Raw genomic sequence first — 19,840 nt, 5'->3', positions numbered from 1 at the left:
CGCCTCATGATCCGTCTCGCCATCGTGCTCGGCAGTACCCGCACCCACCGCCGCGGTGCGGCCGTCGCCGACTGGGCCCTCGCCACCGCGCGCCGGACGGCGCCCGAGGGCGTCGAGCTCGAACTCGTCGATATCGCCGATTTCGCCCTCCCGGTCCTCGACGAACCCGCTCCGGGTGCGTGGGGGATCTACGCCCACGAGCACACCCGACGGTGGTCGGAGGCGATCGACTCGTTCGACGGGTACCTCTTCGTGACCCCCGAGTACAACCACGGCGTGCCCGGGCCGTTCAAGAACGCCATCGACTTCCTCTTCGCCGAGTGGCACCACAAGGCCGTTGGCTTCGTGAGCTACGGCGTCAACGGCGGGGTCCGCGCCGTCGAGCAGCTGCGGCAGGTCGCCGCCGAGCTGCACCTCGCGGTGGTCCGGTCGCAGGTGGTCTTGAACACGTACACCGACTTCGACTACCGCGGCGTCGACCTCGGCGACCCGACCGCCACCGGCGTATTCGCCCCGGATGCCCGCCACGCGGACGACCTGGCGCGGGTGGTGGACGAGGTCGCGACGTGGTCGCGCGCGCTGCGCCCCATCCGGACGCCCGCGCTCACCGCGTGAGCACCTCGGTCGCGGTGTCCGTGCCGCCTGATAGGTTCACTCGCGGCGGGCGCCGCCGCAGGGTCTGACGAAGGAGACGGAGTGCAGCAGCACACGGAGGGGCACGCCGCGTCGGCGGGCTCCGCAGACGGCCGGGGCATCCTGGTCTACGGGGCATACGGGCACACCGGGCGATTCGTGGTCGACGAACTCCTCCGACGCGGACGTCGGCCGGTGCTCGCCGGGCGCGACGCTGCGGCGCTCGAGCGACTCGCCGAGGCGCATGGTCTCGAGGCGCGGGCCGCCGACGTGACCGATGCCGCCGCGCTCGACGACGCGATGAGGGATGTCGCGGTCGTCGTCAACTGCGCCGGGCCGTTCGCGCTGACCGCGGGACCGCTGCTCGAGGCGGCGCTGAGGCGAGGCGCCGCCTACGTCGACGTCGCCGCCGAGATCGAGGCGAACGAGGACACCTTCAGCCGATTCGGGGCTCAGGCGGGCGCGGAGCATGCGGTCGTCGTCCCGGCGATGGCCTTCTTCGGAGGGTTGGGCGACCTGCTCGCGACAGTCGCCGCAGACGACTGGGAGGACGCCGACGAGGTGCTCGTCGCGTACGGTCTGAGCGGCTGGCGGCCGACCGTCGGCACGCGCGCCGCCGGCGCGGTCTCCCGGGAGCGACGCGACGGGCGCCACGTCACCTACCGCGAGGGCGGCCTCCAGTACGGCGACGACCTGTCGGAGACGACCGAGTGGGACTTCCCCGAGGCCGGCGCACGCCAGGTGCGGAGCCACTTCTCGATGGCCGACATCGTCACCATCCCGAAGCACCTGCGCGTGCCCGAGGTGACCTGCTTCATGACCGTCGACGCGGTGACGCAGCTCATCTCGCCCGAGACTCCGGGCCCAGACAGCTCCGACGAGCGGGGCCGATCGGAGCAGACCTTCGTCGTCGACGTCGTGGTCCGCCGCGGAACGGAGCAGCGCCGTGCCGCCGCCTGGGGTCGCGACATCTACGCCATCACCGGCCCGCTCGCCGTCACAGCGGTCGAGCGCATCCTCGAAGGCCGGACTCGCACCACGGGGGTCGCCTCGGCCGGCGCCATGTTCGACGCGGCGAGCTTCCTCGACGAGCTGAGGCCCGACCTCAGCTGGTCGCTGCAGCAGGCGTCCGCGGTTCAGGCGGTGCGGTAGCAGCGTCGAGCACGCGGATCCCCAGCGTCCTGACCTAGCCCTCGACCGACCCGACCGGACTCGTTGATCGCGGCGCCTGCGACGTGCTCTGATAGGGACAGCGCAGCGGAGGAGGGCACGCGTGTCGAATGAGATCACGGCGGTCGACCGCCTGCCCACCCTGTCGACCACGGATCGCGGCGGGCGGATGACGACGCTCGAGCCCGGCCGGCCGGTCGGACGCCTCGGCGCGGCCGTGATCCTGCGGATCGTGCTCGGCTGGGCGACGTGGGCGATCGTGTCGTTCGTGATGTCCGCCGCCCTGTTCGGTCTCGCTCCGGGCTCGGAGGTCGGCCGAGTGTTGGGGAGCCCGTGGGCGGCGGTGGCCGCGCTGGCGCTCGGCTGGTTCGCGATCCTCCAGTCGATCTGGGTGTACGAACGTGCGAAGGCCTCGTTCGGTCAGACGCGGGTGGCCGGCCTCCTCGCCTGGCTGACGGTGAGCGCGGGTCTGGCCGCCGGCACGGCGGGATGGCTCGCCGCGAGCCTCCGCACCGACCCCGAGCCGCCGTTCGACCTCGAGCGGATCGCCACTGCGCCCGACATCCCTCGCGAGCTGAGCGCCCTCATCGGCGCCGTCTACGCCGTGTGGGCGCTCGTGATCCTGTGCCGACTGCCCGGGGCGATCCACCACGCGCGGTCGCGCCAGCGGACCCTCGAGCGACTTCGCGCGAACGGACGGCGCCACGCGGCCGTGCTCACGGATGTGACCTTCGGCAACCACTGGGTCGGCAGCCAGCCGCAGTTCACGATCGAGGCGACCTACGACGCCGACGGCGCCCAGCGGCTCGCGCGGGCTCGCATGCGCGCGGACGCCGATCGCGTCCCCGTCGTCGGGACGCGCATGGTCGTCCTGACCGACGGCGAGGGCTCGGTCGCTCTCGAGTTCGACGAGTCGGCGGAGATCGCCTTCCAGCCGGAGGAGCGCTACCGCGCGCCGGAAGACTGACGGCGACGCCCCCCGCGCCTGAGCGCGTCGGCCTGCTCAGAACGCACTGAGGGGAGCGGCGGTCGCGGGCGGAGCACCCACCTCGCTGACGGGGATGCCCGACGCCGGCTCGCTCGTCGGGCTGGCCCGGTCGATGCGGTCGAGCCGGAACCAGCGGATCGCGCCGACCGTGTCGGAGTGGCCGACGAAATACCAGTGGCCGCGGGTGCGGGCCAGGAGGATGGGGTCGACGCGGTGCTCGGTGAGGCCCCCATCGCGGTCGCGCACGCGGAGCGAGACGATGCGCATCTCGCTCAGGGCGCGCTCGATGCCGCCTCGTGCGGCGGCTTCGGAGGCTTCGGAGTCGGCGTCGATCCAGACCCGGCTGGTGAGCGCTTCGGCGCGAGTTCTCGCCGCTGCGCCCAGCAGTCCGAGGGCCTTCGTGAGGACCAGTCGGGCGTGCTGTTCGAACGGCTGTCCGCGGTGGGCCGACACGGCCGCGGCGAGCCCGGCGATCTCGGACTCGGTGAAGTTCGCCGGCGGGAGGGTCGCGTGCCGGTCGACGACGTACCCGCCGCCCGGCCCGGGCCTCGCCCACACGGGGAAGCCGCCCTGCTGCAGCGAGGAGATGTCGCGCTTCACGGTGCGGACGCTCACCTCGAACGTCTCGGCCAGTCGTTCCGCGGTGCGCCCGGCCTCCCCGGCGCGGCGGAGCTCCTCGCGGAGCGCGTAGAGCCGGTCGGTGCGATTCATCCAGAAATGGTGACATAGGGGTGACATCCGCGGCCGAAAGCATGGCCGTATGACCGAAACCAGCCTTCCCGTCCTCTTCCTCAGCGGTGCCGGCCTCCAGCCGTGGATCTGGGACGACGTCCGCGCGTCGCTCCCGTCCACGAGCGCGGTCGCGCCCCGGCCTACAGACCCGGATGCCTCCCTGTCCGACCACGTCGCAGCCGCACTGGATGCCGCCCCCGCCGAGCGGTTCGCCGTCGTCGCCCACTCCATCGGCGGCGTCGTGGGCCTGGAGCTCGCGCGGCGCGCGCCCGACCGGGTCGCCGCGGTCCTCGGGCTCGCCGCGGCCGTCCCGGCGCCGGGCGACTCGTTCGTGTCGGCGATGCCCGCGCCCAACCGCTGGCTGCTCGCGGCGATGCTCCGCCTCGCGGGCACCCGGCCGCCGGAGTCCGCCATCCGCCGGGGCGTCGCCGCGGGAATCCCGGAGGCGACCGCCGACCGGCTCGTCGCCGAGTTCGCCCCCGAGTCGTCGAGGCTCTACCTCGACCGCACCGGTGACGGCCCGTTCACCGCCGCCCGCGGCTACCTCGGCACGACGCGAGACCCGGAGTTCCCCGCCGCGCTGCAGCGCCGGTTCGCGCAGCGGCTCGGCGAGCACTGGAGCGGCGAGCTCCCGTCGGGACACCTGCCCATGCTCGAGTGCCCGGATCGCACCTCGGCCGCCATTCAGACCTTCCTCGACGCGGATCGAGCCGGCGCCGGGCGGCCCGCGGCCTGAGGCGTCAGTAGGTCGTGAGCGCCGACGCCATGCTGAACTCGAAGATGCGCACCGTCACCCAGATGATCCACACGATCGAGACGCAGAACGCGGCCACGTTGACGGCGACGACCGTCCAGAGCGGCCCGAGCCCGCGGCCGCCGGCCTGTCGCCGCACGACGACGCTCCGCCCGATGACGTATACGAGCGAGGAGAGGAACGTCCACGCCCAGTGGAATCGGCGGGCGTACCCCAGGCGGGCGAGCGCCGCGGAGTCGAGGAAGGCGAACCACACGCTAACCCCGTAGACGACCCAGCTCAGCCCAGTGATCAGGAGGTACCCCGGGTCGAGGAACGTCGCGAACGGGGCTGCGTACGGCTGAGTGAGCGCACCCGACATCGAGCTGAGGGGGTCCCAGAGGAACAGCGGGAGGAGGGACACGAGCGGCACGAAGATGAGCAGCCAAATCCACACGGTACCGGTCGGCGTCGACGCCGGCACCTGGATGTCTCCGCCGACCAGCTCCGGCCGGTACGGCTGAGCAGCGGGAGCTGCAGGAGCCGGCGGAGCCACCGGGGCGGCGGGCGCGGCCGCGGCCGAGGCCGGGGCCACGACCGGCGGCGCGACGTGCGACGTCCAGCCGGTGCCGTCCCACCAGCGTTGCCCTCCCGAGCCCGCGGGGTCGGGGTACCAGCCCGCCGCGATCTGCTGTCCGGTGCCGTCGGTCATGCCGCTCCCGTCTCTTCGTCGACGTCATGGTAGCGGTGAGCGCGCGACCGCGACCGGGAAAGCCGCACCGCGTCGGGCGGGAGTCGCGCCGCATCGCGGGCGGACGCCGCCGCGCCGGAGCCGGGCTCCCCTTCCCGTCCGGTTCAGGCCGACGACCAGCTGCCGACGGTTCCCGTTCACCCGACCTGGCCAGCGTGATCGAGGCTGCCCGAACCCTGGGCGGCATCCCGTTCGAAGGATTGGACTCGCGTGACGCTCGTTCCCCCACGCCACCGGGCCGCACCGCGGCGCGGCATCCGCTCGCTCGCCGCCGGTGCCGCGCTCGCCGCGGCCGGTGCCCTGCTCACCGCCCCCACGCTCGCCACGGCGGCCGAAGCCGAGCCGGGCGAACTCGGCTCTCGGTTCACGCTCGCCGTGCTGCCCGACACCCAGTTCTACTCCCGCTATTCGGCCGACCAGTTCGTGCCGCGGTACGGCAGCGATCCGTTCGCCGTGCAGACGGAGTGGCTCGCCGAACACCGCGACGAGCTGAACATCCCGTTCGTCGCCCACCTCGGCGACGTCGTCGACCAGGTGAACCGGGGCGTCGAGTGGCAGGCGGCCGATCGCGCCATGGACACGCTCGACGAGGCGGGCATGCCGTACTCGATCCTCGCCGGCAACCACGACGTGCGGAACTCGCGCGATGACTGGTACGACACCGACTACGACCTCGCCGCCGAGCCCTACCTGCAGTGGTTCGGCACGTCGCGCGCCGAGGCGGTCCCCGGCTACGGCGGCAGCGACCCGACCGGCTTCAACCGGTATCACGTGTTCGAGGCCCAGGGTCAGGAGTTCCTCGTGCTCGCGCTCGGCTGGCGCTCTTCCGACGCGTCCCTCGCCTGGGCGCAGGGCGTGCTCGACGCCCACCCGACCCTGCCGACCATCCTCACGACGCACTCGCTGATCAACATCGACGCCGACGCGGTGACCGCGCGCCTCGACGCGTACGGCGAGCGGCTCTGGGAGCGGCTCATCCGGGGCAACGACCAGATCTTCCTCACCTTCAACGGCCACTTCCACGGGTCCACCCGTTACACCCGCGCGAACGACGCCGGCCACGAGGTGACGCATATCCTCATGGACCACCAGATGGCCTACGAGGGCGGCAACGGCTACCTCGGGCTCGTCGAGTTCGACCTGGGCGCCGGTCGCATCTCCGTGCAGACGGCGTCGCCCTGGGTGGTGCAGAAGCCGCAGGAGTCGCTCACCTCGTACGACCAGCCGTTCCTGGAGGCGGCGAACCAGCAGTACACGCTGGATATCGACTTCGCCGAGCGCTTCGCCGGCTTCGCGCCCGACTTCGAGACCGGTCCGGCCGACCAGCCCTCGCTCACCCAGGTCGCGCGCGACCTGCTGCTCGACGGCTTCGAGGGCCCCGACCCGATCGGTCTGGCGCAGCCGGGCTCGCGCGACGACTTCGTCGAGGTCGACGGCACGGTCGCCCACTGGCGGTTCGGCGCACAGGGCGAAGGCCCAGTGGCAGAGGGACAGACGTTCGAGGATGTCGCGGGCGACGCGGACCTCGCCCGGGTCGCGATCGCCGACTCCGGGTCGGGCACCGCCCAGCCGGGCGACGTGGCGGTCGTCACCGACGCGAACCCGTTCTCGTCGGACGGCGCCGCGATCTGCTTCGCGAACGCCGACCAGCGCACCGACCGGTTCAGCTATCTCGCCACCGCCGCGGATGCCCCCGTCAACGACCTGCGGTTCGAGCAGGGCTACACGATCGAGACGTTCCTGAAGGTCGACCCGTCGTGGACCTCGGAGGCGAACGCCTGGTCGAAGGCCATCGTCCGCAGCGGCAACCGCTCGCAGCTGCCCGGCATGCCCTGGTCGCAGTGGGACTACACCGCGTCGCCGGCCGCGCTCGGCATCTCCAACCTGAAGGAGTTCCAATGGACCGAGGTGCCGGTCACGACCACGAAGGGCGACCGGACCTCCTGGTCGGGTGAGATCATCCTCGACCGCTGGGTGCACGTCGCACTCGTGAACGACTCGGCGACGTCCCGCACCACGATGTACGTCGACGGCGCGCCCGTACTCCGCAACGCCACCGACGTGCTCGGCCAGAGCGTCAACGGCGGCATGCCGTGGATCTTCGGGGCCGACTGGGTCGACGACGCGGCACGCAACGGCTGGAACGGCTGCATCGGCGAGACGCGCGTGATCGACCACCCGACGACGCCCGATCAATGGCTGACGGCGCGGCCCTCGCTCGAGGGTTTCGCGGCCGAGGTGCCGAGCGGCCAGCTGCCCGCCGGCTCGACGGTCGAGGCGATCGAGGGCGCCGGCACGCCGGGCGCGACCGTGACGCTGACCGGCGGGCTCGAGGGCGAGGCGGTCGTCGACGACTCGGGCGCCTGGCGCATCGAGCTCGGCACGCCGGCGGTGTCCGGCGTCGGTGGCGGCGCGGGGGTCGCGGCGATGGCCGTCGGGGCGGGCGGCATCCGTGCCGCGCTCTCCGAGCCGGGCGTCTACGAGTTCGAGCTGCGGCAGGGCTTCGGCACCCGGGTGTCCGACCCGATCACGGGGTCGTTCACGATCGCGGCCGCGCCGGTCGACCCCGGCACCGGTCCCGGTGCCGGACCGGGCGCGGGCGGCGGCGGCGCTCCGGATGGCAGAGCCGGCTCGACGACCGCCGGCGGAAGCGAGCGCGACCTCGCCTCGACCGGCTTCGAGGGAGCGTGGGTCGGCGGCCTCGCGCTGCTGCTGCTCGCCGCGGGCGGTGCCGCGCTCGTCGTGGTGCGGCGCCGCGCACGCGCCGCCGCCGAGTAGGTCGGAGACCGCGCCCGACGGGGCCGATGGGCGAGTCGCCCATCGGCCCCGTCACCACCCGCCGCGCGTGGGCGTGTGCCCCTCACGGGCGTCCTCGGGCATCGTCATCTCGGCACGCACGCCGAGCAGGCGGATGCCACGCCCTGGCTCGATGCGTGCCGAGAGGTCGAGCAGCCGGTCGAGCACGACCGAGCGATCGCCGGTCTCGTGGATCCGCTTCGTGAACACCTTCGTCTCGAACGGGGCGTAGCGCACCTTCAGCGTCAGCCCTACCACCGGCCGGCCCTCCGCGGCGACGTCGTCGAGCACGCGCTCGGCCAGCTCGCGGAGCGCGGCCTCGACCTGGCCGGGGTCCTCGAGGTCCTGCTGGTAGGTCGTCTCCCGGCTGTGGCCGCGCGCGACCCAGGGCGTGTCATCCACCTCGCTCGCCCCCTCGCCGCGGCCGAGCTCGCCGTACCAGGGGCCCATGCGCGGGCCGAACTCGGCCGCGAGCACCGCCGGATCGGCGGCGGCGAGCTCCGCGACCGTCGTGATGCCGAGCGCCGCCAGACGCTTCGAGACCTTCGCGCCGACGCCCCAGAGCTCCCTCGTCGGCCGAGGGCCCATGACCTCGAGCCAGTTCGCCGCAGTGAGCCGGGCCACCCCGCGCGGCTTGCCGAAGCCCGTCGCCACCTTCGCGCGCACCAGCGTGTCGCCGATGCCGACGCTGCAGTGCAGCCGGGTCGCCTCGAACACCGCCTCCTGCAGCCGTCGGGCGTACGCCTCGGGGTCCTCGGTGCGCACGCCGACGAACGCCTCGTCCCAGCCGAGCACCTGCACCACCGCGCCGGGCTGTGCGCGGAGCGCGGCCATGACCTCCTCCGAGGCCGCCGTGTACGCCGGGGCATCCACCGGCAGGAACACGGCGTCGGGCGCCTTGCGGGCGGCGATGCGCAGCGGCATCCCCGACCCCACGCCGAACTCGCGCGCCTCGTACGACGCCGTCGAGACGACGGCGCGCTCCGTCGGGTCGCCGCGGCCGCCGACGACGACGGGCCGGCCGGCGAGCTCCGGGCGCCGCAGCACCTCGACGGCCGCGACGAACTGGTCGAGGTCGACGTGCAGCACCCAGGCGTCCGGTGGCCGGCTCACGCCCCCCAGTCTGCCGCGGGCATGCGGGGGAGAGTACCCTGAAGCGTGACTTCAGACGATGTCCGGGTCGCGGAGAGGGCTCCCGAGGAGCCCGCCACGACGTTCTCCGACCTCGGTCTCGACGGTGCGGTGCTCAAAGCGCTGAACGACGTCGGATACGAGACCCCCTCCGCCATCCAGGCCGCCACGATCCCCCCGCTGCTGTCGGGGCGCGACGTCGTCGGCCTCGCCCAGACGGGCACCGGCAAGACGGCCGCGTTCGCGCTGCCCATCCTCGCGCGCCTCGACGTGTCGCAGAAGACCCCGCAGGCCCTCGTGCTCGCCCCCACCCGCGAGCTCGCGCTGCAGGTGTGCGAGGCGTTCGAACGGTACGCCGCACACCTGAAGGGCGTGCACATCCTGCCCGTCTACGGCGGTCAGGGCTACGGCGTGCAGCTGTCGGCACTCCGCCGCGGCGTGCACATCGTCGTCGGCACCCCCGGTCGCATCATGGACCACCTCGACAAGGGCACCCTCGACCTCGGCGAGCTGAAGTACCTCGTGCTCGACGAGGCCGACGAGATGCTGAAGATGGGCTTCGCCGAGGACGTCGAGACGATCCTCGCCGACACCCCCGACGACAAGCAGGTGGCGCTCTTCTCCGCCACCATGCCCGCCGCGATCCGCCGCATCTCGCAGCAGTACCTCCGCGACCCGGAGGAGATCACGGTCAAGGCGAAGACCCAGACCTCGGCGAACATCACCCAGCGCTACCTCGTCGTCTCCTACGCGCAGAAGGTCGACGCCCTCACGCGCATCCTCGAGGTCGAGAACTTCGAGGGCATGATCATCTTTGTCCGCACGAAGAACGTCACCGAGGAGCTCGCCGAGAAGCTCCGCGCGCGCGGCTACTCGGCCGCCGCGATCAACGGCGACGTGCCGCAGGCGCAGCGCGAGCGCACCGTGAATCAGCTGAAGTCGGGCAAGCTCGACATCCTGGTGGCCACGGATGTCGCGGCGCGCGGCCTCGACGTGGAGCGGATCAGCCACGTGGTGAACTTCGACATCCCGACCGACAGCGAGCCGTACGTGCACCGCATCGGCCGCACCGGCCGCGCGGGCCGCACGGGCGACGCGATCAGCTTCGTCACGCCGCGCGAGCGCTCGCTGCTCGCGCGCATCGAGAAGGCGACCCGGCAGCCCATCACGCAGATGCAGCTGCCGAGCGTCGACGAGGTCAACACCACCCGCCTCGCGCGGTTCGACGACCGCATCACGGCGGCGCTCGGCGAGGGCGAGCGGATCGAGCGTTTCCGCGACATCATCGCCCACTACGTCCGCCACCACGACGTGCCCGAGGTCGACGTGGCGGCGGCGCTCGCCGTGGTCGCGCAGGGCGACGACCCGCTGCTGCTCGAGCCCGAGCCCGAACGGCCCGCGTACGCCGAGCGCGACCGCGGAGCGCGTCGCGACCGGGATCGCGACCGCGACGACCGGCGCGATACCCGTGACCGCGACCGCGGGAGGGGCCGCGACGACGACCGCGATGGCGGTCGGCGCCGAGGTGGGGGCGCCATGGCGACCTACCGCATCGCGGTCGGCCGGCGCCAGCGCGTCGAACCGCGGCAGATCGTCGGCGCGCTCGCCAACGAGGGCGGGCTCAGCCGCGCCGACTTCGGAGCGATCCAGATCAGGCCCGACTTCTCGCTCGTCGAGCTGCCCGCCGACCTCTCGCCCGACACGCTCGAGCGTCTCGAGCGGACCCGAATCTCGGGCCGGCTGATCGAGCTGCGGCCCGATCGCGGCGGCCCGGCGAGGGCGCCCCGTGAGTGGGCGCCGCGCGAGCGCACCGACGGCGACGAGCGGCCGGCGCGGAAGCCGAGGCACCGCAGCAGCTGAGCAGCGGCGGCGCGGACGGCGACTCGCAACCGGGGCGCCCTGACGAAGACGCCGCGAACGCAGACGACCCGGGCAGGGGCCGATGCACGGCCCCTGCCCGGGTCGGCTCGTTCCGCGGCGGTCGCGGAACGGGCGGCGGTCACGCCGCTACGAGATCGACTGGGGCAGCACGTCGAACGCGACGCGCCCCTCCTCGTCGACGCGGGCGTCGAGCATCTTGTCGGTGAGCGCCTCGTCGGCCGCCTGGCCGAGGTAGACGTGCGCGCCGTCCTGCTCGACGACCTGGTCCTGCGCCTCGGGGCCGGGGACGATCGCGACCTGGAAGTCCTTCGACTGCGGGGAGTCCGCGTCGATCCGCAGCCCGCCCGTGTCAGGTCCGCCGCTGCGGGAGACGATCTCCTTCACGACGGTGCTGGCGGTGTCGGTGAGCGTGAGCATGGTGGCTCCCTTCCGGTGTGGTCACCGCGCCCTGCGGCGCGGGCATGCGCCGGCGGCACATGAACCGTCCACGATGCCGAGACGCGCGGACCGCCTCAACCCCTTGCGGATGCCACGCGACTGCGCGACCCTAGGCGCCCGCGGGCGCGGGATACGGGTCGCTCTTCAGCAACCCGGCCAGATGGGCCGCGTTCCGGGCCGCCGTGGCCGTCGCCGACGCCGTCGACTCGGGCGTCGCGGGCAGATCGAGGTAGTCGGTCTTCGCCATCGCCTCGCCGTTCCAGTACGTCGAGCCCTGCGCCGGGATCGTCACGCCCACGTCGTTCAGCGCCTGCTCGACATCGGCGACGATCGCGTGCGCGCCGTCTTCGTTGCCGACGACGGCGACGATGCCGACCGTGCCGAACATGGTCGGCCGGCCCGAGGCATCCGTCTCCGAGAGCTCGGCGTCCAGCCGCTCCAGCACCCGCTGCGCGACGCTCGAGGGGTGCCCCATCCAGGTCGGCGTCGCCAGCACGAGCACGTCGGCGGCGAGCACTCGGTCGCGGATCGCCGGCCAGGCGTCGCCCTCGCCCTCGTCGGTGGTGACGCCCGGCTTCACGTCGTGGTCGACGATGCGGACCAGATCGCCTGAGACGCCGTGCCGTTCGAGCTCGCGGAGCACCTCGCGGGCGAGTTTCTCACTGCTCGAGGGCGCAGGGGAGGGCCTCAGCGTGCAGACCAGGGCGATGGCGGTGAGGGTGTTCGTCTCCATGCCCCGAGCCTGGTCGCGTCCGGCGCGCGTGTCAGGGGGTTGACGCGCCGCCCTCAGCGCCGCCGTCGCACGAGTGCCCGCCCGACGACCGCCGCGCCGGCGACGGCGAGGAGCCACGGCCCCGCGACGAGGATCGGGTCGATCCACTGGTGCGAGAGGTCGGCGCGGCCTCGCCCGAATCGCGACGCGACACCGTGGCGACGGCGCTCGCTGAGGACGCCCGTCTCCGTCAGCAGGTTGTCGGGGCGCTTCGACACGAACGAGCGGAGGTGGCTGCCGGCCGCCTCGACGCGGTCTCCGAGGATGAGCAGCAGCCAGTGCGCCGCCCGCCCCTCGCTGTACCGGCGGTACGCGAACGCCCGGATCCGCCCGGAGAGCCCGTGCAACGGCGCCGCCGTGCCGAACACCGGCGGCAGCATGAGGTGCTCGATCGACCGCTCCCGAGGCGCATGCTCTGGCTGCGGCTCGGGGAGGTCCCAGTGCGCCCCCGTGTCCTCGACCGTGAGGGCGAGCTCGCGCGGCACGGCCGGACGGTCGGCGGGATCGAGGTCGACGCCCCATCCCGGGATCCGGCGACGGAGGGCCTCCGGGTCGTGGCGGGGCAGATGCGGGGCGGGCGTGTACGGCATGAGGGCTCCCTTCAGGCGCCGGGGACGACGACGGTCTTGATGCAGTCGTCGAGCTTCGCGGAGAACATGTGGTACCCCTCGGCGATGTGCTCCAACGGGATGCGGTGCGTGATGATCGCGCTCGGCTGCAGGTAGCCCGCGCGCACATGCTCGAGCAACCTCGGCCACTGCCGCTTCACCGGGCACTGGTTCATCCGCAACGTCAGCCCCTTGTTGAGCGCGTCGCCGAACTTCACGGCGCTGAAGATGGGCCCATAGGCGCCCATCACCGACACCGTGCCGCCTTTCCGCACCGCGTCGATCGCCCAGTTCAACGCCACCGGGGAGCCGCCCTGCAGCTTCAGTTTCGCGGCCGTGATGTGCTGGGTGAGGTTGCCGTCGGCCTCCGCCCCGACCGCGTCGATCACGACATCCGCGCCGAGACCGTCGGTGGCGCGCTTCAGTGCGACCACGACGTCGTCCACCTCGGTGAAGCTCAGCGTTTCCGCGTGCGCGAACGAGCGGGCCTTCGCCAGTCGGTAGTCGAGATGATCGACCACGATCACACGTCCCGCACCCATCAGCCAGGACGAAGCGGCGGCGTAGAGCCCGATCGGGCCGGCGCCGAAGACCACGACCGTGTCGCCCTCGGCGATGTCGCCGAGCTGGGCGCCGAAATAGCCGGTGGCGAGGGCGTCGGTGAGCATGAGTGCGTCCTCGTCGGCGAGCCATTCCGGGATGACCGATGGGCCCACGTCTGCGAAGGGGACCCGCACGTACTCGGCCTGCCCGCCGTCGTAGCCGCCGCAGGTGTGCGAGTACCCGTAGATCCCGCCGACGGCCGTCGCGTTGGGGTTGACATTGTGGCAGTTGGAGAAGAGCCCGCGCAGGCAGAAATAGCACGAGCCGCAGTACACGTTGAACGGCACCATCACCCGATCGCCGGGACGAAGCCGCTCGACCGACGGTCCCACGTCGACCACCTCGCCGATGAACTCGTGGCCGAAGGTGGTGCCGACGCGGGTGTCGGGCATCATGCCGTGGTAGAGGTGCAGGTCCGACCCGCAGATCGAGGCGAGCCTCACCCGGACGATCGCGTCGTTCGGGTGCTCGATGGTCGGGAGGGGCTTGTCCTCGACCCGGATCTTGTAGGGCCCGCGGTACACCATGGCTCGCATGCCCGCCAGCCGATCACCGTCGGCGCGGTGCCTCAAGGGGCTTGCGCCGGCGGTCCCGGGCCGAGTCGGTCAGGGCCGGCGGTCCTTCCACGGGTCGTAGTCGACCTCGAGGGGCTCCTGCTCTGGCCGCTCATCCTCGGGCACGTGCTGGAGGTTCACCCGGATGCGGTACCAGAGCGAGCTCGAGCCGCGCATGCCGTCGACGAGCACGTCGGCGGGGTGCAGGTGGCCGACGACCTTCGCGTGGCGGGCCTTCCAGCGCTCGAGGCCGTCGAGCGCCTCCTCCTTCGTCTCAGCTCGGGCGATCTCGATGACGGGCAGCGGCTCGGCGTCGGCGTCGCGTTCGACGGGGCCGAGCTCGGCCGCGAGCCCGAGCAGGCCGTCGAGCACGCCGACGGCGTCGTCGATGCCCGCCATCGGGTCGCCGCGCTCCGCGAAGCGCTCGAGCACGGTCGAGACGGTGAACTCCTCGGGCCGGCGCAGCCGCAGCTCGTCCCAGTCGAGCGGCGTCGACACGCGGGCGTCGGGCCGCGGCCGCACCGAGTAGGCCGAGGCGACCGTGCGGTCCTTCGCGTTCTGGTTGAAGTCGACGAAGACGCGTTCGCCGCGCTCCTCCTTCCACCAGCGCGCGGTCGCGAGCCCCGGTTCGCGGCGCGCGACCTCGCGGGCGAGCGTCTCGGCGGCGAGGCGCACGTCGCGATAGTCCCAGCGCGGTTCGATGCGCACGAGCAGATGGATGCCCCGTGACCCCGACGTCTTCGGCCACGCGACGAGCCCGTGCTCGGCGAGCACGTCGCGCGCGACGAACGCGACGTCGACGAGCTGGCTCCACTCGACGCCCGGCATCGGGTCGAGGTCGACGCGCAGCTCATCGGGATGGTCGAGGTCTTCGGCGCGCACCGGGTGCGGGTTAAGGTCGATGCAGCCGAGGTTCACCACCCAGGCGAGGGCGGCGGCGTCGCGCACGACGACCTCTTCGGCGGACGTGCCGCGCGCATAGTGCAGCGTGGCGGTGTCGATCCAGTCGGGCCGCTTCTCCGGCGCCCGCTTCTGGAAGAACGCCTCGCGGTCGATCCCCTTCACGAACCGTTTCAGCACCATCGGCCGTCCGGCCGCACCGCGGAGCGCCCCGTCGGCCACCGCGAGGTAGTACCTGATCAGATCGAGTTTCGTGAGGCCGGGTTCGGGGAAGACGACCTTGTCGGGGTGGCTCACGCGCACCTCGCGGCCATCGATCTCCAGCACCTCGGCGGACTCCGTCGCGCTCACCCGGCCCACCCTATGCCCGGGCCGGGCGGGCGGCTAGGCCCTGGCGGCGAGGGCGTGCGCCGTCCACCGGTCGACGAGCGCCCAGGGATCGTCGACGCCGGCGCGGAGCTCGGCGATGTGCGCGAGCAGCTCGTCGTGGATCGCGAACCACTCGGTGCCCGGGTGGCGGTGGGCGGCGAACTGCTCGTGGCGGCGGCGTTCGACGAGCCGGTCGCCGCGCTCGAACGCCAGCACCTCCTCGACGGGCAGCGCCGCGAGGCGGCGCCTCGGACTCGCGCTCGTGCCGATCTTCACCCGGTCGCGCCAGCGCACGTAGTAGACGACGTCGATCGCCGGCGAGCCGAGCTCGAGGTCTGGCACGTCGCCCACGCGCCAGTCGCAGCGCTCGCAGACGAGCCCTGCGGGATACCGCCGGCCCACGGGGTGCCCGCACGCGGTGCACGGGGCGGGCAGGAGGTCGGCGGTGCCGACGCTCCGCTCGACCCAGTCATGGGCGGCGAGCAGATGTGTCGTGCAGAGCGGCAGCGGCGCACCGGATTCAGCCGGTTCGGCGCACGCCGTGCCGTCGGCCGAACGGATGCCGCAGCGGATGATCACGCCCGCAGGCTACGGCGCACCGCCGACGTTGCATATCCTCGATGCGTGGCCGATCGGGCCGCCGCCCATGACCCGCCGACCCGGAGAGCCCCATGACCGAGGAGCCGATGCGCCGTCCGCGCGTCCGCGCCTCCGATGTCGCGCCTCGGGGGCGGGCCGAAGCGCTCCGCGCCGCAGCTTCGGCCGTCGTGCTCCGCGGGCTGCGCGGCGTACTCGAGTCGCGCCCGGTCGTCGTGCTCACCCGGATCGTGCGCACCCACCGGCTCGGCGCGTTCATCACGGGCACCGCGCTCGCGATGCTCATCGCCTTCGGCGCGACGATCGCTCTGCTGCAGTCGCTGCCGTCCGGAGCGCCGGTCGCGGAGCCGCGCGACCGGCCGAGGACGCCGGCGGCGATCACCTCGCCGCCGGCGTCGTATGCGCCGATCCTGCCGTCGCCCGCGCCCGGCACCGAGGCGCCGCCCGTCGACACCGAACCGGTGCCCGAGCCGGAAGTACCGGTCGCCGAGCCCGAGCCGGAGCCCACGGCGGAGCCCGACCCGCAGCCCGAGCCCGAGCCCGACGTGCCGCCCGGCCACACCAAGCGGCCCGACAAGCCCGGCCGCTGAACGCGGAGGGCCCCCGGGCGGCTCACGCCCGGGGGCCGTCGCCCGGCCGTGGGGACCATCGGGGCGACAGGCGACGCGGGCATTTCGGGGGATGCATCCACACCGCCTCACTTGAGAGATGCTCGAGACGCCGGATCGTGACGCCGATCCGCGGACCTGCCGGCGCGAACGATGCGTGACGCCGTGTGACCGCCGATCAAGTCATATGACCCCGCGTTCCCGACTGTGACGGACCCGCTCGCCGTGCCGCCGCCCGCCCTCCTAGCGTCGCCGGTGGAGGTGGTGCCTGATGTCTCGACTCATCATCGGCGCGATGGTCCGCACGGTGGGCGCGTACCCGTCGGGGTGGCGCTACCCGGGCGCGCATCGCGACCCCCGCGGCGACGCCGCCGTACTGCGCCGCACGGCCGAGGTCGCCGAGCGGGCGAGGCTCGACTACCTGTTCTTCGGCGACTGGCTCGCCACCGGCCACGACCTCGAGTACCGCGACCCGTACCTCGTCGCCCGGATCGACCCGCTCTCCGCGGTCACCTACCTGGCGGCGCTGACGAGCCGCATCGGGCTCATCGCGACCGCGAACACGAGCTACTCCGACCCGTACACACTCGCCCGGGCCACCGCCTCCATCGACCTGCTCTCCGGCGGCCGGGCCGGCCTGAACCTCGTGACGGGGGCCGAACCGCGCGCCGCGGGCAACCACGGGCGCGACGCCCACGCCACGAACGAGACCCGCTACGACCGCGCCGACGAGTTCGAGACGGTGCTCCGGCGGCTCTGGGACTCCTTCGAGGACGACGCCATCGTCGCCGACGCCGAGGCCGGCGTGTACCTCGACCCGTCGAAGCTGCACGCGACCGACTTCCACGGCGCCCAGCTCAGCGTCACCGGGCCGCTCAACGTGGCCCGGCCCGTGCAAGGGCACCTGCCCCTCGTGCACGCCGGCACGTCGCCGCGGTCGCGCTTGTTCGCGGCGCGGAGCGCGGACCTCGCGCTCGTCGCGGTGTCCGACATCCATCAGGCCGCGGCGCTCCGCGAGGAGCTGCGCTCGCTCGCCTTCGAGTCGGGCCGTGACGACCGCACGCTCAAGGTCATTGCCCCGGTGCTGCCGATCGTCGGCGAGACGAGGGAGCACGCGCAGGCCATCGCCGACGAGCTGACGGTGCTCGTGCCGGTCGCCGAGGACTTCGCCGGCGGTCCGCCCGACGTCTTCCCCGAGCAGCGCTCGATCGCCCACCTGTCGACGCTCGTCGGCGTGGCCCTCGACGGGCTCGGTCCCGACACGGTCGTGACGCCGCAGCTCGCGGCGGGCTTCTCCCAGCTCGGTCAGGAGCTGGCCGAGATCGCCGGAGAGCGCACCGGCCGCCGGGTCGGCGGCGAGGCGCCGCCCACGCTCAGGCATCTGCTGGTCACCGCGACGGTGCACGCCTCGATGATCGTGGGCACGGCGCAGCAGATCGCCGCCGAGTTCGCTGCGTGGGCCGACGCGGAAGCGGTCGACGGCTTCAACGTGCTCTCGGCCGTGCAGCCCGCGCAGTTCGAGGCCTTCGCGCTCGGCGTGGTGCCCGAGCTGCAGCGCCTCGGCGTGTTCCCGACGGAGTACGAGGGCTCGACGCTCCGCGAACACCTCGGGCTCGAGCGGCCGGCCAACGTGCACCTAGCCGCCGACGCCGCGCTGACGCTCGGCCGCTGACGCTCGACCACCGACCCGCGCCGTCCCGCCGCACGGCGTCACATGACCGGATGTGTCTCCGCGCCCGCGTCTCACCGCCCGTCGCAGCAGCGCGCACCTCGCGAAGACGACGCGGGATGACGCCACACGACGAGCTGTGTCGGCGGATGAATCCGCGAGACGGCGCCCGGTTGAGGCCCGGCGCGAGGCATCCGTACCGTCGAGGCTCACGCCCCGACCGGGCGCCACCGGACCGCAGCATCCCGACCGAAGGAACGATCCGCCCATGCCAACGACCCGCCTCCGCCGCACCGTCATCGCGGGCGCCGCCGCGCTCGCCGCCGCCGCCATGCTCGCCTCGTGCGCGAGCGGCCAGGCGAGCTCAGCCGGCTCCGCCTCCGGCGACCCCGTCGAGGGCGGCACCCTGACGTATCTCGAGCACCAGGCGTACACCACGCTCTACCCGCCGCAGGCGGGCTTCTATCCGAACGGCGGGCTGGTGAACAACCTCACCGCCCGCCTCACCTGGCAGGACCCCGAGACCCTCGAGATCCAGCCGTGGGTCGCGACCGACTGGACCGTGAACGCGGATGCCACCGAGTACACGTTCGACCTCCGCGACGACGTCACCTTCTCCGACGGCAGCGCGCTCGACGCGGCGGCCGTCGCGAAGAACTTCGACACCTACGGGCTCGGCAACACCGACCTGGGTCTCACGATCTCCGAGGCGATCAACAACTACGCCTCGAGCGAGGTCGTCGACGCCGACACCGTGACGTTCCGGTTCTCGGCGCCGGCGCCGGGCTTCCTGCAGGCCACTTCGACGATCAACTCGGGGCTCGTCTCGCCGGCCACGCTCGACCGGAAGCTCGAGGACTGGGGTGCGGGCAACGCGGCCGAGATCGTCGGCAGCGGGCCGTTCGTCGCGGCCGACGAGGAGATCGGCACCACCCTGCTGCTCGAGGCGCGCGAGGACTACGACTGGGCGCCCGAGTCGTTCGAGCACCAGGGCCGGGCGTACCTCGACGCGATCGAGGTCATCGTGACCCCGGAGGACAGTGTGCGCATCGGGTCACTGCTCGCCGGCCAGGCCGACGTCATCCGGTACGTGCAGGCCTTCGACGAGGCGCAGGTCTCGGGTGCCGGGTTCGAGATCGTCGCCGCGCCGACCCGCGGGGTGAACAACTCCATCGGCCTGCGGTTCACCAACCCGCTGCTGAGCGATCTGCGCGTGCGTCAGGCGCTCGTGCACGGCGTCGACGCGCAGGAGGTCGTCGACACGATCTTCACGGAGAACTACCCGGTCGCGACGTCCCAGCTCGCCTCGACCGCGCAGGGCTACACCGACGAGTCCGAGGGGCTCGCGTACGACCCCGAGCTCTCGGAGGAGCTGCTCGACGAGGCCGGCTGGGTCGTCGGCGCCGACGGCATCCGCGAGCGCGACGGCGAGCGCCTCTCGCTCACCGTGTACGAGGCGAAGCCGCAGCCGCTGTCGAAGCAGACCCTCGAGCTCGTCAGCCAGCAGCTGAAGGAGATCGGCGTCGAGCTGAACGTGAAGGCCGCCGACTCCGGCAGCTACGCCGAGGACATCCTCGACCCGCTGAAGACGCCGCTGTACCACTCGATGGTGGGCCGCGCCGACCACGACGTGATCAAGAGCCAGTACTTCACGAAGAACCGCAACACGCTGCTCTCGAACGACGCCGAGCTCGACGCGCTGCTCTCGGCCGTGGCATCCGAGGCCGACCCGGCCGCGCGCGACGCCGCCTCGGCCGCCGTGCAGGACTACCTCACCGAGCAGGCCTACGTCATCCCGCTGTTCGAGGAGCCGCAGGTCTACGGCGCGGCGCCGTACGTGCACGGCTTCACGACCGAGGCCGTCGCCCGCCCGCAGTTCTACGACACCTGGCTCGACGAGCGGTAGG

Annotated in this window: 18 protein-coding genes; 9 read left to right on the top strand and 9 right to left on the bottom strand. The window is 72.8% G+C overall.

The genetic code is table 11. The annotated features are described in order from the left end of the window. The first annotated feature begins 6 nt into the window (after window positions 1-6). The 3 genes from ABIQ69_RS14965 to ABIQ69_RS14955 all read left to right on the top strand — a co-directional run bounded on the left by ABIQ69_RS14965 (window position 7) and on the right by ABIQ69_RS14955 (window position 2,770). Window positions 7-615 carry an NAD(P)H-dependent oxidoreductase gene (locus ABIQ69_RS14965; protein ID WP_350347925.1) on the top strand — a complete coding sequence of 203 codons (609 nt, stop codon included), beginning with the start codon at window positions 7-9 and terminating at the stop codon, window positions 613-615. Window positions 616-696: 81 nt separating this feature from the next. Beyond that, the gene (locus ABIQ69_RS14960) at window positions 697-1,785 is read left to right on the top strand and encodes a saccharopine dehydrogenase NADP-binding domain-containing protein (protein WP_350347924.1); all 1,089 of its coding nucleotides are present in this window, start codon (window positions 697-699) and stop codon (window positions 1,783-1,785) included. A 121-nt stretch (window positions 1,786-1,906) separates the two neighbouring features. Beyond that, entirely contained in the window at window positions 1,907-2,770 is an 864-nt protein-coding gene (locus ABIQ69_RS14955; protein ID WP_350347923.1) for a hypothetical protein, read from the top strand. A gap of 36 nt (window positions 2,771-2,806) precedes the next feature. On the opposite strand, the gene ABIQ69_RS14950 is transcribed toward ABIQ69_RS14955, so the two are convergent. Then, window positions 2,807-3,502 carry a WYL domain-containing protein gene (locus tag ABIQ69_RS14950; protein WP_350347922.1) on the bottom strand — a complete coding sequence of 232 codons (696 nt, stop codon included), beginning with the start codon at window positions 3,500-3,502 and terminating at the stop codon, window positions 2,807-2,809. A 49-nt stretch (window positions 3,503-3,551) separates the two neighbouring features. Between ABIQ69_RS14950 and ABIQ69_RS14945 the strand changes: the two genes are divergently transcribed. Then, the gene (locus ABIQ69_RS14945) at window positions 3,552-4,259 is read left to right on the top strand and encodes an alpha/beta hydrolase (RefSeq protein ID WP_350347921.1); all 708 of its coding nucleotides are present in this window, start codon (window positions 3,552-3,554) and stop codon (window positions 4,257-4,259) included. A gap of 4 nt (window positions 4,260-4,263) precedes the next feature. Here ABIQ69_RS14945 and ABIQ69_RS14940 read toward each other — a convergent pair whose 3' ends face one another. Continuing rightward, entirely contained in the window at window positions 4,264-4,968 is a 705-nt protein-coding gene (locus ABIQ69_RS14940) for a DUF2510 domain-containing protein (protein ID WP_350347920.1), read from the bottom strand. Window positions 4,969-5,217: 249 nt separating this feature from the next. On the opposite strand from ABIQ69_RS14940, the gene ABIQ69_RS14935 reads away from it, so the two are divergent. Next, the gene (locus ABIQ69_RS14935; RefSeq protein ID WP_350347919.1) at window positions 5,218-7,785 is read left to right on the top strand and encodes a LamG-like jellyroll fold domain-containing protein; all 2,568 of its coding nucleotides are present in this window, start codon (window positions 5,218-5,220) and stop codon (window positions 7,783-7,785) included. Between the two features lie 51 nt (window positions 7,786-7,836). On the opposite strand, the gene ABIQ69_RS14930 is transcribed toward ABIQ69_RS14935, so the two are convergent. Beyond that, window positions 7,837-8,892 (bottom strand): DNA polymerase IV, encoded by a 1,056-nt coding sequence (locus ABIQ69_RS14930; protein WP_350350030.1) that lies wholly within the window; start codon window positions 8,890-8,892, stop codon window positions 7,837-7,839. Window positions 8,893-8,961: 69 nt separating this feature from the next. Here ABIQ69_RS14930 and ABIQ69_RS14925 point away from each other — a divergent pair, with 69 nt between their 5' ends. Continuing rightward, window positions 8,962-10,794, top strand: coding sequence for a DEAD/DEAH box helicase (locus tag ABIQ69_RS14925; protein ID WP_350347918.1), 1,833 nt, complete (start codon window positions 8,962-8,964; stop codon window positions 10,792-10,794). A gap of 147 nt (window positions 10,795-10,941) precedes the next feature. On the opposite strand, the gene ABIQ69_RS14920 is transcribed toward ABIQ69_RS14925, so the two are convergent. The 6 genes from ABIQ69_RS14920 to ABIQ69_RS14895 form a co-directional block, all read right to left on the bottom strand. Then, window positions 10,942-11,232 carry a hypothetical protein gene (locus tag ABIQ69_RS14920; protein ID WP_350347917.1) on the bottom strand — a complete coding sequence of 97 codons (291 nt, stop codon included), beginning with the start codon at window positions 11,230-11,232 and terminating at the stop codon, window positions 10,942-10,944. A 130-nt stretch (window positions 11,233-11,362) separates the two neighbouring features. After that, window positions 11,363-11,986, bottom strand: coding sequence for an NAD(P)H-dependent oxidoreductase (locus ABIQ69_RS14915; protein WP_350347916.1), 624 nt, complete (start codon window positions 11,984-11,986; stop codon window positions 11,363-11,365). 53 nt (window positions 11,987-12,039) lie between these two features. Next, on the bottom strand, window positions 12,040-12,615 hold the full coding sequence (locus ABIQ69_RS14910) for a hypothetical protein (protein ID WP_350347915.1): 576 nt from the start codon (window positions 12,613-12,615) through the stop codon (window positions 12,040-12,042). Window positions 12,616-12,626: 11 nt separating this feature from the next. After that, a complete protein-coding gene (locus ABIQ69_RS14905) occupies window positions 12,627-13,772 on the bottom strand; it encodes a zinc-dependent alcohol dehydrogenase (protein ID WP_350347914.1) in 1,146 nt (381 codons plus the stop codon). A 69-nt stretch (window positions 13,773-13,841) separates the two neighbouring features. Beyond that, entirely contained in the window at window positions 13,842-15,041 is a 1,200-nt protein-coding gene (gene ligD / locus ABIQ69_RS14900; RefSeq protein ID WP_350347913.1) for a non-homologous end-joining DNA ligase, read from the bottom strand. Window positions 15,042-15,074: 33 nt separating this feature from the next. After that, a complete protein-coding gene (locus tag ABIQ69_RS14895) occupies window positions 15,075-15,638 on the bottom strand; it encodes a GIY-YIG nuclease family protein (protein ID WP_350347912.1) in 564 nt (187 codons plus the stop codon). Window positions 15,639-15,730: 92 nt separating this feature from the next. Here ABIQ69_RS14895 and ABIQ69_RS14890 point away from each other — a divergent pair, with 92 nt between their 5' ends. The 3 genes from ABIQ69_RS14890 to ABIQ69_RS14880 all read left to right on the top strand — a co-directional run bounded on the left by ABIQ69_RS14890 (window position 15,731) and on the right by ABIQ69_RS14880 (window position 19,839). Continuing rightward, on the top strand, window positions 15,731-16,246 hold the full coding sequence (locus tag ABIQ69_RS14890) for a hypothetical protein (protein WP_350347911.1): 516 nt from the start codon (window positions 15,731-15,733) through the stop codon (window positions 16,244-16,246). Between the two features lie 289 nt (window positions 16,247-16,535). After that, window positions 16,536-17,936 carry an NtaA/DmoA family FMN-dependent monooxygenase gene (locus ABIQ69_RS14885; protein ID WP_350347910.1) on the top strand — a complete coding sequence of 467 codons (1,401 nt, stop codon included), beginning with the start codon at window positions 16,536-16,538 and terminating at the stop codon, window positions 17,934-17,936. A 265-nt stretch (window positions 17,937-18,201) separates the two neighbouring features. Beyond that, window positions 18,202-19,839 (top strand): TIGR04028 family ABC transporter substrate-binding protein, encoded by a 1,638-nt coding sequence (locus tag ABIQ69_RS14880; RefSeq protein WP_350347909.1) that lies wholly within the window; start codon window positions 18,202-18,204, stop codon window positions 19,837-19,839. Window position 19,840: the final 1 nt, after the last annotated feature.

Origin of the sequence: Agromyces sp. G08B096 (assembly GCF_040267705.1) — a bacterium.
Classification (GTDB): Bacteria; Actinomycetota; Actinomycetes; order Actinomycetales; family Microbacteriaceae; genus Agromyces.
This window is presented reverse-complemented; position numbering and strand designations above follow the sequence as displayed.